14 protein-coding genes are annotated in these 14,730 nt (G+C 72.1%); 5 read left to right on the top strand and 9 right to left on the bottom strand.

Going from position 1 to position 14,730, the window contains the following annotated elements:
* Position 1: 1 nt before the first annotated feature.
* The 3 genes from A6048_RS05155 to A6048_RS05145 are packed head-to-tail and all read left to right on the top strand — an operon-like array spanning position 2 to position 3,929.
* Positions 2–1,414 (top strand): SLC13 family permease, encoded by a 1,413-nt coding sequence (locus A6048_RS05155; protein ID WP_107748493.1) that lies wholly within the window; start codon positions 2–4, stop codon positions 1,412–1,414.
* The gene (locus A6048_RS05150) at positions 1,411–3,414 is read left to right on the top strand and encodes a sensor histidine kinase (protein WP_107748494.1); all 2,004 of its coding nucleotides are present in this window, start codon (positions 1,411–1,413) and stop codon (positions 3,412–3,414) included. Before A6048_RS05155 ends, A6048_RS05150 begins: the two co-directional genes overlap by 4 nt.
* A complete protein-coding gene (locus tag A6048_RS05145) occupies positions 3,411–3,929 on the top strand; it encodes a response regulator (RefSeq protein ID WP_107748495.1) in 519 nt (172 codons plus the stop codon). The genes A6048_RS05150 and A6048_RS05145 overlap by 4 nt, the downstream gene beginning before the upstream one ends.
* A gap of 1 nt (position 3,930) precedes the next feature.
* Here A6048_RS05145 and A6048_RS05140 read toward each other — a convergent pair whose 3' ends face one another.
* The 7 genes from A6048_RS05140 to clpS form a co-directional block, all read right to left on the bottom strand.
* Positions 3,931–4,587 (bottom strand): non-canonical purine NTP pyrophosphatase, encoded by a 657-nt coding sequence (locus tag A6048_RS05140; RefSeq protein WP_162533939.1) that lies wholly within the window; start codon positions 4,585–4,587, stop codon positions 3,931–3,933.
* Between the two features lie 8 nt (positions 4,588–4,595).
* A complete protein-coding gene (gene rph, locus A6048_RS05135) occupies positions 4,596–5,381 on the bottom strand; it encodes a ribonuclease PH (RefSeq protein WP_107748497.1) in 786 nt (261 codons plus the stop codon).
* Positions 5,382–5,490: 109 nt separating this feature from the next.
* The gene (locus A6048_RS05130; protein WP_107748498.1) at positions 5,491–6,270 is read right to left on the bottom strand and encodes an MBL fold metallo-hydrolase; all 780 of its coding nucleotides are present in this window, start codon (positions 6,268–6,270) and stop codon (positions 5,491–5,493) included.
* Positions 6,271–6,352: 82 nt separating this feature from the next.
* Positions 6,353–7,249 carry a glutamate racemase gene (gene murI, locus A6048_RS05125; RefSeq protein WP_235027353.1) on the bottom strand — a complete coding sequence of 299 codons (897 nt, stop codon included), beginning with the start codon at positions 7,247–7,249 and terminating at the stop codon, positions 6,353–6,355.
* Positions 7,225–7,911 (bottom strand): rhomboid family intramembrane serine protease, encoded by a 687-nt coding sequence (locus A6048_RS05120; RefSeq protein WP_107748499.1) that lies wholly within the window; start codon positions 7,909–7,911, stop codon positions 7,225–7,227. Before A6048_RS05120 ends, murI begins: the two co-directional genes overlap by 25 nt.
* A 10-nt stretch (positions 7,912–7,921) precedes the next feature.
* Positions 7,922–8,533 (bottom strand): DUF2017 domain-containing protein, encoded by a 612-nt coding sequence (locus A6048_RS05115; protein ID WP_107748500.1) that lies wholly within the window; start codon positions 8,531–8,533, stop codon positions 7,922–7,924.
* 4 nt (positions 8,534–8,537) lie between these two features.
* A complete protein-coding gene (gene clpS, locus A6048_RS05110) occupies positions 8,538–8,831 on the bottom strand; it encodes an ATP-dependent Clp protease adapter ClpS (protein ID WP_372450596.1) in 294 nt (97 codons plus the stop codon).
* 104 nt (positions 8,832–8,935) lie between these two features.
* Here clpS and A6048_RS05105 point away from each other — a divergent pair, with 104 nt between their 5' ends.
* Positions 8,936–10,291, top strand: coding sequence for a nicotinate phosphoribosyltransferase (locus tag A6048_RS05105; RefSeq protein ID WP_107748502.1), 1,356 nt, complete (start codon positions 8,936–8,938; stop codon positions 10,289–10,291).
* A gap of 101 nt (positions 10,292–10,392) precedes the next feature.
* A complete protein-coding gene (locus A6048_RS05100; RefSeq protein WP_107748503.1) occupies positions 10,393–12,501 on the top strand; it encodes an ATP-dependent DNA helicase in 2,109 nt (702 codons plus the stop codon).
* A gap of 30 nt (positions 12,502–12,531) precedes the next feature.
* Here the strand turns inward: A6048_RS05100 and A6048_RS05095 are convergent, their stop codons facing one another.
* Both A6048_RS05095 and serB read right to left on the bottom strand, forming a co-directional pair.
* Positions 12,532–13,305, bottom strand: coding sequence for an aminoacyl-tRNA hydrolase (locus A6048_RS05095; RefSeq protein ID WP_211310059.1), 774 nt, complete (start codon positions 13,303–13,305; stop codon positions 12,532–12,534).
* A 68-nt stretch (positions 13,306–13,373) separates the two neighbouring features.
* Positions 13,374–14,603 (bottom strand): phosphoserine phosphatase SerB, encoded by a 1,230-nt coding sequence (serB, locus tag A6048_RS05090; protein ID WP_107748505.1) that lies wholly within the window; start codon positions 14,601–14,603, stop codon positions 13,374–13,376.
* Positions 14,604–14,730 lie beyond the last annotated feature (127 nt).

Raw genomic sequence — 14,730 nt, 5'->3', positions numbered from 1 at the left:
TGTGTCGCTGCTCGCCGCCGCCAGGGGGCTACCCGGGACGACGCTTCAACGCATCGGGCTGACCCTCGCCGTCCTCGTACCGGTCGCGGTCCTGATCGCCGATCTCCCGGGGCTCGAGCCGCCCGCCCAGCGCATGCTGGCGGTGTTCTCGGTGGCGGTGATCCTGTGGGTCACCGAGGCGATTCCCCTGGTGGCCACGGCGGTCCTGGTGATATTCCTCCAGGTCCTGCTCATCTCCGACGAAGCGCTGGTCGGGTTCGGTGACACCGCGTTCGAGGCGCCCACGGCGGCGTCCATCTACGCCACGCTCGCCCACCCGGTGATCATCCTGTTCCTCGGCGGGTTCCTCCTGGCCGACGGCGCCGCCAAGTACCGGCTCGACCGCAATCTCACCGCGGTGATGCTGCGGCCGTTCCGGGGCAGCCTGCGGCTCACCGTGTTCGGCCTGATGATCATCACGGCCGTGCTGTCGGCGTTCATGTCCAACACCGCCACCACGGCCACCATGCTCGCGGTCCTCATCCCGGTGCTCGCGGTCTCCCCCTCCCCCACCGCTCGCGCCGGGTTGGCGCTGAGCATCCCTGTCGCCGCGACGGTGGGCGGTCTGCTCACCCCGGTCAGCTCGCCGCCCAACGCGATCGCGGTGGGCACGCTCGCCGACCAGGGCATACAGATCACCTTCGTCGACTGGCTCCTGGCGACCGGTCCGCTGGTGTTGGTCCTGCTCGCGGTCGCGTGGGCGGTGCTGGCGGTTCGGTACCTCGACCGCGGCGTGGCCGTGGACATCGACGTCCACGTGGACCTCGACACCCGCCCCCGCGCCGTTCTGTTCTACGTGGTCGCCGCGGTGACCGTCCTGCTGTGGCTCACCGAGGCCGCGCACGGCATCCCGGCGGCGACGGTGGCGTTCCTTCCCGTGACAGTCCTGCTGGCCACCTCGGTGATGACCGGTGAGGACCTGAGGCGACTGCAGTGGCCGGTGCTGTGGCTCGTCGCCGGCGGCATCGCGCTCGGCAGTGGCATGGCCGCCACCGGGCTGGATGAGTGGATGATCGGGTTGGTCGACTGGGCGGTGATGCCGGGCCTGGCCGTCACCCTGGGCCTGCTCGCCCTGGCCCTGCTGCTGGGCACCCTCATCTCCAATTCGGCCACGGCGAATCTGCTCATCCCGCTGGCCCCGGGCCTGGCGGTGACAGTCGGCACCGACTCGGTGATCCTGGCCGTCGGCCTGGCCGTGGTCTGCGGACTCGGGATGGCGTTGCCGGTCTCCACCCCGCCCAACGCGATCGCCTACGCCACCGGCGAGCTCCGCACCAAGGACATGGCCGTGATCGGCCTCGTCGTGGGTGCGGTCGGTCTGGTGTTGGTGGCGTTCGTCATGCCCACCTGGTGGTCCCTGATGGGGTTGACATGAACGCGGCCGACCCGAATGCGGCGGGCGCGCACCCGACCGCCCAGGGCGCCCCGTCGGTGCTCATAGTGGGTCATGGTCCCGTGGCCGCGGCCGTCGCCCGCGAGATCACCGCCGCCGCCGAGGGCGCGGTGATCGTCCACCGGGCCGACGGCGTCGGGGCCGCCGACCGCCTGGTCTCCGGGCTCGCCGGCACGACCGCCGGGCCGGAGGTAGTGGTGGCGTGCGACAGCGACCACCACTCCCCGGACGAGGTCCTGGCCGCGGTGATCTCCGCCTCCGGGCCGGAGGATCCGCCGCCGCGGTTGCTGGTGGTGACCTCCCGCACCGCGGTCTCCGGGATCGGGCGGACGGTCGACGCTGGCCTCCTGGACGGAGTGGTCTCGGCGCCGTGGTCGCCTGGTGAGCTGGGTCCGCGCATCCTCAACCGCTGGGCACGACTGGACGCCGAGCGCCGTCGGAGCGAGGTGGGCGCGCCGGAGAGGGCCGCGCTGCGAACCCGCGACCCCGGAGACATGCCGGGCGTGCACCGGTCCGCGGCCGGGCTGATGCCGTCGCTGCGTGGCTCCCGCCGGTCCGCCGTGACCGAACTCGTAGACGCGCTCGAGGAGTCCCTGGGCCCACGCCCCCGTGTCGAGCTGCCGCCGGGCACCGTCCTTTCCCGACGGGACTCCCGACTCGAGGGCGTCTACGTCCTGCTGCGCGGGGAGGTCGAGGTGATCCTGCCGGGCCGCACCTACCCGGATGATGCCAACCCCTTCCGCGGCGGGCCGCTCGTCGGCTTGCCCGGGTTCGTCGGCGACCGCGGCTCCCTGCACACCACGCGCACCCTGACCGACTGCGAGTTGGTGCACCTGTCGGAGGAACAACTGGTCGCCGCGCTGACCCGCAGCACCCGCGTCGCCACAGCCCTGGGGGTGGTGGCGATCCACGGGTTCGACGACCGCCTCCGCCACGCCGAGACCCAGCGACGCACCGAGGCCGAACTGGCCATCCGGTTGCACGAGGAGGGCGAGCGCCTCGCGGACGCCCTCGACGCTCTCGCCGAGGCCCGCGTCGAGCTCATGAGCCAGGCATCGAGCGCCGCCATCGGCCAGATGGCCGCCGGCCTGTTCCACGAACTGAACAACCCCCTGGCCGCCCTCGAGGGCGCCCGCGACCACCTCTTGGCGGACCTTGAGTCGCTCGTCGCCCGGGGCGGGGACGCCGAGCTGGTGACCCGGGCGCTCCGCCGCGCGCGCACTGCGCCGCCGCGCTCCACCGCCGAACTGCGCAGCGCCCGCCGGAGGGTGCGAGGCGTGTTGTCCGACGCCGAGGCCACCCGGAGGGTGGTGGCCGCGGGATTGGACGACGACGAGACGCTCCGGGCCCTTTCGTCGTCGTCCCCCGATACACGCGAGGCCGTCATCACGGCGGCGGCGATCGGCTCGGCGGCCCGCAACCTCGACCTCGCGGTGAGCCACATCGCGGACCTGGTGTCCTCGCTGCGCTCGTCCATGCGGCCCGTCGGGGCGGAGTACGTCCCCACAGACGTGGCCGCCACCCTCGACGACGGGCTCCGCATCACCGCGCACCGGCTGCCCGACGTGCGGGTGCACCGCACCGTCGCCGACGACCTGCCCGAGGTGATGGCACACCCGGGCCAGCTGACGCAGGTGTGGATCAACCTGCTCACCAACGCAGCCGACGTCCTCACCGGCCCGCGGGCACCGACCCACCCCGAGCTGTGGGTCGGCGCGCACCGGGCGGTGGACGGAGGGGTCGTCGTCACGGTCGTCGACAACGGCCCCGGGATCCCCGAGGAGATCCGCGAGAAGATCTTCGAACCGCGGTTCACCACCAAGTCAGGACGCATCCGGTTCGGGCTGGGGCTCGGGCTGGGGATCAGCCACCGCATCGTGCACGATCACGACGGAGTGATCGAGCTGGACTCCCGACCCGGACGCACCGAGTTCCGGGTAGTCCTGCCCGCCGCCCACCACAGCGAGGAGCCACTGACGTGACGCACTCCCGATCCGGCCGGTCCGGCCCCGCCCGACTCGTGGTGCTCGTCCTCGAGGACGAGCCCGAGGTCCGCGAGGCGCTCGAATCCGACTTGGTGCCGTTCGGTGACGTCGCCCGCGTGGAACCCGCCGAGGACGTCCCCGACGCCCACGCCGTGCTGGACGAGATCGCCGACGACGGTGACGTCCTGGCGCTCGTGCTGGCCGACCACCGACTGCCCGGGAGGTCCGGCACGGACTTCCTCGTGGAGCTCATGGCGTCGCGGGAGTACCCGCACGTGCGGACCGTACTCGTGACGGGACAGGCGGACCACGCCGACACCATCCGCGCGGTCAACGATGGCGGCCTGGACTACTACATCGCCAAACCGTGGGACCCCGACGATCTGCGCGCGCAGGTGCGGCGGCAGCTCACCGAGTTCGTGCTGCGCTCGGGGATCGACCCGGTCCCGCACCTGCGCGTGCTCGAGACAGAGCGGGCACTTGAAGCCGTGCGCAGGCGAAGCGAGCTGTAGTTCAGTCCGACAAGTCTCGTTCGACCAGGACCCGCAGCGCCGGGGCGAGCGAGCGCAGAGCCCGGCCACGGTGGGAGTCGGCGTCCTTCTCCTCCGGCGTCAGCTCTGCCGCGGAGCGGCCCGAGCCCTCGGGCTGGAACAGCGGGTCGTAGCCGAACCCTCCCTCGCCGCGTGGCTCACGCAGCACCTGTCCGGCCCACCGCCCCTCCGCGACCCGCTCGACGAGATTCTCCGTCGACGATTCCGGGTCCACCGCCGGGTCAGCCGCCGAGTACACCAGGGCGCAACTGGAGAAGAAGGCCGCGCCGCGGCGGTCATCGGGTACATCAGACAGCTGTGCCAGCAGGAGCGCGTTGTTGGCCTCGTCGTCGCCGTGCCGGCCCGCCCAGCGCGCGGAGAGCACGCCCGGCATCCCGTTGAGCGCGTCCACGGCCAGCCCGGAGTCGTCGGCCAGGCACGCCAGGCCCGTCGCTTTCCAGCCGGACCTCGCCTTGATCAGGGCGTTCTCCTCGAAGGTCGCGCCGTCCTCCGGCTCCTCCGCGAACTCCGGCACGTCGTCCAGGCCGATCGGCTCGATGCCGACGATCCCCTCGGACTCCAACACCCGGCGCAGCTCCACGAGCTTCTTGGCGTTCCGGCTGGCGACGAGCAACCGCACGGTCACGGCTATCGCCCCGGGGTCCGCGCGGCCGCAGGCGCGGGCAGCTCGCCCGGGTAGGGGGCGGCGAGCGCCTCGCGCTGCAGCTCGAACAGCCGCTCGCAGCCGGCCTGCGCGGAGTCGAGCATCGCGTCGAGGGTGTCCCGCCCGAACGCCGCACCCTCCGCGGTGCCCTGCACCTCGACCAACTCCCCCGCGTCGGTGCAGACGACGTTCATGTCCACCCCGGCGCGCGAATCCTCCTCGTACGGCAGGTCGCACAGGACCCGACCGTCGACCACTCCGACGCTCACGGCCGCGACCGCGGACGTCAGCGGGTTTCCGGTCACGGCGCCCTTGGCCGCGAGCCACGTCACCGCGTCCGCCAACGCCACATAGGCGCCGGTGATGGCGGCGGTCCGGGTACCACCGTCTGCCTGGAGGACGTCGCAGTCCAGGGCGATGGTGTTCTCCCCCAGCGCCGACAGGTCGATGCAGGCGCGCAGCGACCGGCCCACCAGGCGGCTGATCTCGTGGGTGCGTCCACCCACCTTGCCCCGCACGGACTCGCGTCCCGAGCGCTCGTGGGTGGCGGCCGGGAGCATCGCGTACTCCGCGGTCAGCCACCCCAGTCCCGAACCCTTACGCCAACGCGGCACGCCCTCGGTCACACTCGCCGTGCACATGACACGGGTCTGCCCGAAGGTGACGAGCACCGAACCCGCCGGGTGCGAGGTGAAACCCCGCGTGATGGTCACGTCGCGGAGGTCGCCGTCCGCGCGTCCGTCTGCTCTGCCGTCAGTAGATGAGGTCACGACCGCCGATCCTAGCGGCCGGACCGCGGACACCGGGCCCCGGACACAGCGTCCCGGATACCGCGCCCCACACACAGGGCCCCGGACACAGGGCCTCAGAACTCGACGCTCAGACCTCGAGTCTCAGATCCGGCTCCGCCAGCAGTACCTCGCCGTCGAACTCCGCGGCGGCCTCGGCGCGCACGGCCTCGCGGTCCGTCCACGGTGGGATGTGGGTCAGCACCAGTCGCCCGACCCCGGCCAGTCGGGCGGTGCGACCGGCCTCTGCCCCGGACATGTGGATCCCCGGCGGACGACCCTCCTCGTGCGTCCACGACGCCTCACAGAGGAACACATGGGCACCGGCCGCGAGGTGGACCAGCGAGTCGCAGTAGGCGGTGTCGCCGCTGTAGACCAGGACGCGACCGGACTCCGAGGTCAGGCGCATCCCGTAGGACTCCGGCGGGTGATCCACCCGGTCGGCCCGCACGCGCAGGCCCACCACACCGTCGTCGCCCCTCATCTCCACGTCGGGCGTGTCGTCCCACGAACTCACCTCGAAGGTGTCGGACAGGTCGTCGATTGCCCCCGGCTCCTCCGCCGAGGCCACGCCGATCCGGTAGGCGGTCCCGGACGGACCGATGAGCGGGACCCTGACCGCGCGCTCGGCCTCCGGTCCGTAGCGTCGCAACACCAACAGTCCCGGGACGTCCAGGCAGTGGTCGGCGTGGAGGTGGGACAGCAGGATCGTGGCGTCCTCCGGCGCGATGTACCGCTGCAGAGCGCCCAACACACCGGGCCCCATGTCGATCACGACCGGGGCGACCCCCTCGACCTCCACCAGATACCCGGATGCCGGCGAGGTGGGTCCGCCGATACTCCCCGAGCAACCCAGGACAGTCAGAAACATGGGCACCATCGTGCCACGGCGCGCGACGGGTCGCCCGGACAGTGCCCCAGACCATCAGCCGATGTAGGAAGCGGACGGCCGATCACGAGGTGCCCGATCTCACGGCGCTCCATCTCCCGCTGCTGGATCTCCCGGTGCTGGATCGCACGGCGCCCGAGCGACCGACCGCCACCAGCCCGGGCCCGAGGAACCGAGACGCCACCCGGCGGAAGCCGTCCGGGTCGCCGGTCACGAGGAACTCCCGTGTCGCGGGACTCTCCGCATCGTGGGGGCGCAGCAGGTCGCCCGAGGTGAGCACCCTCAGCACGTCCTTGGCCGTCTCCTCGGCGCTGGAGACCAGCGTGACGTGATCGCCCACCGCGAGCTGGACCACCCCGGACAGCAGCGGGTAGTGGGTGCACCCCAGGACCAGGGTGTCCACGTCGGCGTCCCGGATCGGCGCGAGGTACGCCTCCGCCAGACCCAGGACCTGCCGACCGCTGGTGATCCCGCGCTCCACGAACTCGACGAACTTCGGGCACGCCACCGAGGTCAGGTGGACCCCGGATGCGGCGGCCACGGCGTCGTCGTAGGCCAGCGACGCGACGGTGGCGCGGGTGGCGATCACCCCGATGCGGCCCGAGCGTGTGGTGGCCACCGCCCTCCTTGCCGCCGGCTGGATCACCTCCACCACCGGCACCGGGTAGCGCTCGCGCGCGTCCCGCAGCATCGCCGCCGAGGCGGTGTTGCAGGCGATCACCAGTGCCTTGACCCCACGATCGACGAGGGAGTCCGCGACCGCCAGGGCGTGTTCACGGACCCGGGCCAATGGCAACGGGCCGTACGGCCCGTTGGCCGTGTCCCCGACGTAGATGAGCGACTCGTCGGGGAGCTGGTCCATGATCGCGCGGGCCACGGTGAGCCCGCCCGCTCCCGAGTCGAACACCCCGATAGGGGCCAGTGGATCCGGGGCCGTCACCTCGTCGGACCGGCGTTCCACCGCGCCTGCCCGGTGGTGGCACCCTCTGGCTTCCGGTCACGCTTGAGGCCGTACGCCGAGAGCACTCCGCCGATGGCCCCGCCGAGGTGCCCCTGCCAGGACACGCCGTCCAGCATCGGGGACAGCCCCGCCAGCGCCTCGAACCCGTAGTAGAAGCCGATGACCAGACCGATGACCAGGTGCAGGAAGCGGCGAGAGAACAGCCCTCGCACGATCACGTAGAAGACGTAACCGAACACGATTCCGGACGCGCCGATGTGCACCGTCCCGGTGCCGCCCAGGACCCACGACACCACGCCCGAGGCGAGCCACGAGATGAGCGTGACGCTGATCAGGGGGCGGATTCCGGACATCGCGATGATCGATCCCAGCACGAGCAGGGCGATCGAGTTGCCGATCAGGTGCGCCCAGTCCCCGTGGAGGAACGGTTGGAAGATGATGCCGGGCAACCCGTCGGTCGAGAGCGGGCGGACCCCGTAGCCGTCGAGCCCCTGCGGGGGTCCGATGGTGGACTGGATGACCTGGTCCGCCGCCTCGACCACCCACATCAGCGCGACGAATGCAAAGAGAAGCACCAGGGCCGGCCAGCGGCGGGGCCCCTGAGGGGCGGGCCGGGCGGTCTTGGCGCCCCCCGTCCGGAACGTGCGTTGGTCTGGATTCACTGTGTTCTCCTCACTTACCCGTCAGAGCGGTGCACAGGGAGTCCTGCATGAAGGTCAACCAGTGGTAGACGTCCAGGTGCGCCGACCTCGGGTCGTCCTCGGCGACGAACTCGGGGATGTCGGTGGCCGGGACGCCGTCCACCGTCCCGGCTTCGAGCAGCAACGCGCCCAGTCCGAGCCGGACGTCGTTGAGACACCCCATCCACGCCTGCGCCTGCTCGGGGTTGAGGGAGACGGTCCCGCCGCGCGCCGGGAGGGACCGGAGGACTGTCGACGCCGCCGCGAGCTTGACGTCGATGATCGCCGGCTCGTGGATCATGCGCATGCCCGAGTTGTGGGCGCGGGCCACCGCGGCGGCATCCGAGTCGGATCCCTCGCCGGGCTCCGGTCGGTGGAAATCCGGGAGCAGACGGACGAGTGGGGCCTCGACGGGGAGCTCGGAGTGACCGCTGCGCATCCCGGTGATCTCGGCCAGCTCGTCCCTCGGCGCCGAGTCGCGGCGCTGCTCCAGCATGTCGACGATGTTGGACACCAGGGCGTGGAGGATCTGCACCTCGTGCCCCTCCATGACCGCCTTGACCCGTGGGCCGGTGAGCGAGGACTTGCGCTGCCAGGCCTTCACTAGCTCAGGCCTCCCGCTGCATCGTGGCCCACAGTCCGGCCTCCTGGAGCTTTCGGACATCGTTCTCCACCTTGTCCCGGCTCCCGGACGAGACCACCGCGCGGCCGTCGTTGTGGACCTTGAGCATGAGCTCGTGCGCCTTCTCCCTGCTGTAGCCGAACACCCGCTGGAACACGAAGGTCACGTAGCTCATCAGGTTGACCGGGTCGTCCCACACCACGGTGAGCCACGGGCTGTCCAGCCCGGCGTCGAGTTCGGTGTCCGTGGCTTCCACGGGCGCGGCCGACGGCATCGCCATCACGGGGACGACGCTCCGGTCGTCCGCGATCTGTGTGCTCACGGTGTGCATAGGGCCAAGGATACGGATTACCGCCGGGTCGGCCACGCCGTAGAGTCTGGCGGGTGACCTCGACCGCGCCCACGCGCGCCCCTCACCTGCCGGGCCGTCCGTCCAGCGCCCTGCTCACGGACAAGTACGAGCTCACGATGATCCGGGCCGCACTGGCCGACGGGACGGCCGACCGCCCCTGTGTATTCGAGGTGTTCGCCCGACGGCTGCCGGCGGGTCGCCGGTACGGCGTCGTCGGCGGCACCGGCCGACTCATGGAGCGCCTCGGTGACTTCCGCTTCGGCGAGGAGGAGCTCGCGGTGGTGGCCGACTCGCTCGACGGGCCGACCATCGAGTGGTTGCGCGACTTCCGCTTCACCGGTCACATCGACGGGTACCCCGAGGGGGAGCTGTTCTTCCCCGGATCCCCGGTCCTGAGCATCCGGGGCGGGTTCGCCGAGTGTGTGCTCCTCGAGACCCTGGTCCTGTCCGTGCTCAACCACGACAGTGCGATCGCCTCCGCCGCCGCACGGATGACCTCCGCGGCGGACGGTCGCCCGATGATCGAGATGGGTTCGCGCCGCACGCACGAGGAGGCCGCGGTGGCGGCGGCCCGCGCCGCGTACCTCTGCGGGTTCGCGTCCACGTCCAACGTCGAGGCCACCCGACGGCACGGGGTCCCCTCCGCCGGCACGTCCGCGCACGCGTTCACACTGCTGCACACCGGCCCCGACGGCCCGGACGAGGCCGCCGCCTTCCGGTCGCAGGTCGCCACCCTCGGGGTGGGCACCACCCTCCTGGTGGACACCTACGACATCACCCGCGGCGTGGACACGGCGATCGAGGTGGCCGGGCCCGAACTGGGAGGCGTCCGGATCGACTCGGGTGACCTCGGGGTTCTGGCCCGTCAGGTACGTGTCCAGCTCGATTCACTGGGCGCACTCCGGACCAGGATCGTGGTCTCCGGGGATCTCGACGAGTACGCGATCGCGGCCCTCCGGGCCGAGCCCGTCGACGCGTACGGCGTGGGTACCCGACTGGTGACCGGATCCGGCGCCCCCACCGCCGGGATGGTCTACAAGTTGGTGGAGGTGGACGGCATCCCGGTGGCCAAACGCTCCGCCCACAAGGAATCCCTGCCGGGCGCCAAGCGGGCGGTCCGCCTGCACCGACGCTCGGGCACCGCGGTCGAGGAGGTGCTCCTGCCGTGGGCCGGTACCCTGCCGGCCGAACCCGGGTTGGATCAGCGGGAGCTGATGGTCCCCCTGATGCGGGACGGTGAACCCGTACCCGGGCTCCCGACACTGGCCGGGTCGCGGGCACTGCACGAGTCCGCGATGGTGACCCTGCCGTGGGAGGGTCTGGCGCTGAGCGAGGGCGAGCCGGCGGTCCCCGTGCGAGTGGTGCCCCCGGGTCCACCCGCCGGGTGACCCCCGTGCGCTGCCCGACGCCCGGGACGCGGCCTCTCGTCGGCTACTCCCCTCGGTCGGCAGATCGCCGTCACGTCCGGTGGGGCCGCTAGGGTTACCGCGTGACCGACTCGCTCCCCCCTGTCTCCGACCTGCTCTCCACCGCGGTCGAGAGCCTCGGCGGCAGCGAGCGCCTGGGCCAGGTCCGTATGGCCGAAGCGGTGGGAAACGCCCTGGCCACCGGCGAACACCTGGCGGTCCAGGCCGGCACGGGTACCGGGAAATCGCTGGCCTACCTCGTGCCGTCGCTGCGTCACGCGGTCGCCACCGGGGGGACGGTGGTGGTCTCCACCGCCACGATCGCCCTGCAGAACCAGTTGGTGGACCGCGACCTCCCCCGGCTGGCCGCCGCCCTCAAGCCGCAGCTCGGTGTGAGGCCCTCACACGCGATCCTCAAGGGCCGCGGGAACTACCTGTGCCTGCACCGCGTCTCGTCCGGCCCGGTCGACGAGGTGGATCCCGAGGACGTGGTGTCCGAGGAGTTGTTCGACCTACCGATCGGCGGCGAATCCACAGCTTCCCGCGCTCCTCGCGAGTCCTCCCCGCGCGACTCCGGCCCCGGTTCGCGGCTCGGTCAGGAGATCGCCCGACTGCACGACTGGGCCCAGGACACAGAGTCCGGTGACCGCGACGACCTGCCCCGCGGCGTGTCGGACGCGGCGTGGCGCCAGGTGTCGGTGACCAGCCGGGAATGCCTGGGCCAGCTGTGTCCCGAGTTCTCCGAATGCTTCGCTGAACTGGCCCGTCAGGAGGCGGGACGGGCCGACGTGGTGGTGACCAACCACGCACTGCTCGCGATCGACGCCATGACCGATGTCTCCATCCTCCCCGACCACGACGCGGTGGTGATCGACGAGGCCCACGAGCTCTCCGACCGGGTGACGGGCGTGACGACGGCGGAGCTCACCGGCGCCGCCGTTATCCAGGCGGCCCGGCGCGCGGCCAAGCTGGTGGACCAACAGACCGCCGACCGCATGGTGGCCGCGGGCGAGGGTCTGGCGGGGTTGTTGGAGCTCTGCCCCGAGGGCCGATGGGACCTCCTGCCCGAGGGCGCCGACCTCGCGTTGGCCGCGGTCCGGCACACCGCCGAGAACTGCCGGAGCGCCGTTCCCGGCCCCAAGCCAGGCGAGGCCGCGGGAGATCCCCAGGGCGCCTCAGACCGGCAGAAGACCCTCGCGGCTCTGGACGAGGTGGCCGACGCCGCCGACCGCATGCTCTCCTCGTACGAGCGCGCTGTCACCGAGCGACTCGAGATCGTGTGGATGACCGAGGAGGACCGTCGGGGACGGATCCTCCGCGTCGCGCCGCTCTCCGTGGCCGGACTGCTCCGGGCGCGACTGTTCTCCGAGTCCACCGTCGTCCTCACCTCCGCCACGCTCACCACGGGAGGGAAGTTCGACGGCCTGGCGGCCACGTGGGGGTTGCCCCCGGCCTCGTCCGCCCGCCCCGACCCCGCGACCGCCGTCGCCCTGGAACCACCCTCCGACGACGACGCGAGCAGCCTCAGGTGGACCGGGCTGGACGCCGGGTCACCCTTCGACTACCGCCGCAACGGCATCCTCTACGTGGCCTCGCACCTCCCGGCCCCCGGCAGGGAGGGCGCCTCCCCCGAGGCGGGTGACGAGTTGGTCGACCTGGTCACCGCTGCCGGCGGACGCACGCTCGGACTCTTCTCCTCGATGCGAGGGGCCAGGGCCGCAGCCGAACTGCTCAGGGAGCGCCTCGATACCCCGGTGCTGTGCCAGGGCGAGGACTCGACCGCCAACCTGGTGACCCAGTTCGCCGCGGACGAGGAGACCACGCTGGTCGGCACCCTCTCGCTGTGGCAGGGCGTCGACGTGCCCGGCCGGTCGCTCTCGCTGGTGGTGATCGACCGCATCCCGTTCCCGCGGCCGGACGACCCCCTGCTCTCGGCGCGCCAGCGAGCGGTGGGAGCCCGCGGCGGCAACGGATTCCTCGCCGTGGCCGGTAATCATGCCGCGCTGCTGCTCGCCCAGGGTGTCGGGCGGCTCCTCCGTCGCACCGACGACCGGGGAGTCGTGGCCATCCTCGACTCGCGGCTGGTCACCGCCCGCTACGGCGGCTACCTCCGGGCCTCTCTGCCACCGTTCTGGCAGACCACCGACCGGGACGTGGTGATCGGCGCCCTCGAGCGGCTCCGCGACGGCTGACGCCCCGGGGATCGCGCGGGTCAACCCGCCTCAGTCACCTCGGCCCTCGACGGCGATCACCGTCAACGAGCCCGGCGCGACCTCCGTGTACCCGGCGTCCACCACGGCGGCGACCCCGGGCGCGCCGTCGGCCACGGCAGCGGAGAGCTCACGCCACCGGTCTGGGTCGGCCTCGCGGACGGCCACCGGGAGCCCGTCGACGATCCACCGCTCGAGCCGGCCGCGTTCCATCTCCGCGATCAGCACCATCACCCCGTGACCGACCTGCGCGGCGGCCTTGCCCACGGACATCTGCAGTGCACTGTCGACCCACACCACCGGCACACCCGGCGGCGGGGTACCGGGATCGTCCCGCTCCAGGTCGGTGCCCCCGATCTGCAACCGGCCGAGGCGCGGGTCCACCTCGTCGACCGGCCCGGGGACGAACGCCCTCGCCGCGCACCCGTCCACCTCGCGGGTCACTCCCGGGACCTCCAGGGCGGTGCGCCACTGGGCTCCTCGCGCACGCCGCGCGATCTTGCGCATCCGGGCGTCCAACCACGCCCCGTAGGCGTCGTGCCACTGCCCTCCCGGGGCCACGCGCTCGTCGAGGCAGAGCGCGGCGACGGCGCCGGCGACGGCCTCGAGCAGCGGCGTCCGTCCGGGGAGGTCGGCCTTGGGCAGGTGAAGCACGATCGGCATGGAGCGGACGGTGCCGCGGTCGTCCGGGTCCTCGGCTCCGGCCGACCCGGCGCGGAGCCGCGAGTGGCACCAGTCGAGCGCGGCGCCGGCCGCGGGACCCCCGGGTGGCAGCGGCTCGGTCACACCAGCGGGGCCCCCGGGTGGCAGCGGCTCGGTCACACCAGCGGGGCCCCCGAGTGGCAGGGGCTCGGTCACCCGAGCGGGACGCGGCGGTAGGTACCGGCGGCGGTGTCGGCGGCCTCGATCTCGTCGCGGGTGATCCCGAGGACGAACAGGACCGTGTCGAGGAACGGCTTGGACAACGACGCGTCGGCCACCTCGCGGAGTGCGGGCTTGGCGCAGAACGCGATCCCCAGCCCCGCAGCGGTGAGCATGTCGATGTCGTTCGCCCCGTCGCCCACCGCGACGGTCTGGCTCAGGGAGATCCCGAGCTCATCGGCGAACTCGCGCAGGTACTCGGCCTTGGCCTCGCGGTCCACCACCTCGCCCACGACCCGGCCGGTGAGCACACCGTCCTCGATCTCCAGGGTGTTGGCCCGCGCGAAGTCGAGACCCAGCTCCTCGGCGAGACCGGCGATCACCTGGATGAACCCGCCGGACACCACACCGCAGCGGATGCCGAGACGCTTGAGGGTGCGGATGGTCGTCCGGGCACCCGGGGTGAGCACGATGCCCGCGGCGACCTCGTCGAGGACGGTGGCCGGCAATCCCGCCAACGTCGCCACACGCTCGTGGAGGGACTGGGCGAAGTCCAGCTCCCCTCGCATGGCCCGCTCGGTGACCGCGCGGACCTCGTCCTCCTTACCCGCGTGCGCCGCGAGCATCTCGATGACCTCGCCCTGGACCAGGGTGGAGTCCACGTCGAACACCACGAGGCGCTTGGACCGGCGGCCCAACCCGGCGCGGTCCACCGAGATGTCGACGCCGTTGGCGTCCGAGAGGGGTGCCATCGTCTCGCGCAGCCGGGCGTCGTCGGCGGCGTCACGACCGGCGGTCGAGACGTGCAGCTCCAGACCTGTCACCGGGTAGTCGGCGATCCCCCGGATGGTGTCGATGTTCGCACCGATCGACGCGAGCGAACCCGCCACCGCGGAGAACGCCGACGCGGTGACCGGACTGCCGAGGATCACCACCGCGTGGGTGGACGGCGGGGTCGCGGGCGCGATGTCGTCGAACTGGACCTCCAACTGCATCCCCAGCTCGTGGACCTGCTCGGTGAGCTCGCGGACCACGGTCACGATGTCGGCGCCCGCGTCCACCCGGACCATGAGCCCCAGGGAGAGGTGGCCGTTGACCACGACCTGCTCGACGTCCACCAGGTCGGCGTGGTGGGAGGCGAGGACCGCCATGATCCTCGCTGTCACACCTGGCCGGTCGGGTCCGGTGACGGTGAGTAGTGCCGGGGTGCCGGGGGTGCTCACGTGTGCTCCTGACGAGTGTTCGTGCTGGTGACTGGGGGTGATGGGCAGGAAGGGCTGACACGCGCCGAACCCCGCCGGAGGACGAGCCTACCGACGGGGTTCAGCGGGGACCGACGCCCGTGGGTGA

It is taken from the genome of Dietzia psychralcaliphila, assembly GCF_003096095.1.
Lineage (GTDB): Bacteria > Actinomycetota > Actinomycetes > Mycobacteriales > Mycobacteriaceae > Dietzia > Dietzia psychralcaliphila.
This window is presented reverse-complemented; position numbering and strand designations above follow the sequence as displayed.

Bases quoted from the DNA above. Each gene is read 5' to 3' on its own strand.
- clpS (WP_372450596.1), bottom strand. From the start codon at position 8,831: ATGGCGATGCCGTCGGCCGCGCCCGTGGAAGCCACGGACACCGAACTC.
- A6048_RS05130 (WP_107748498.1), bottom strand. From the start codon at position 6,270: ATGTTTCTGACTGTCCTGGGTTGCTCGGGGAGTATCGGCGGACCCACC.
- A6048_RS05150 (WP_107748494.1), top strand. From the start codon at position 1,411: ATGAACGCGGCCGACCCGAATGCGGCGGGCGCGCACCCGACCGCCCAG.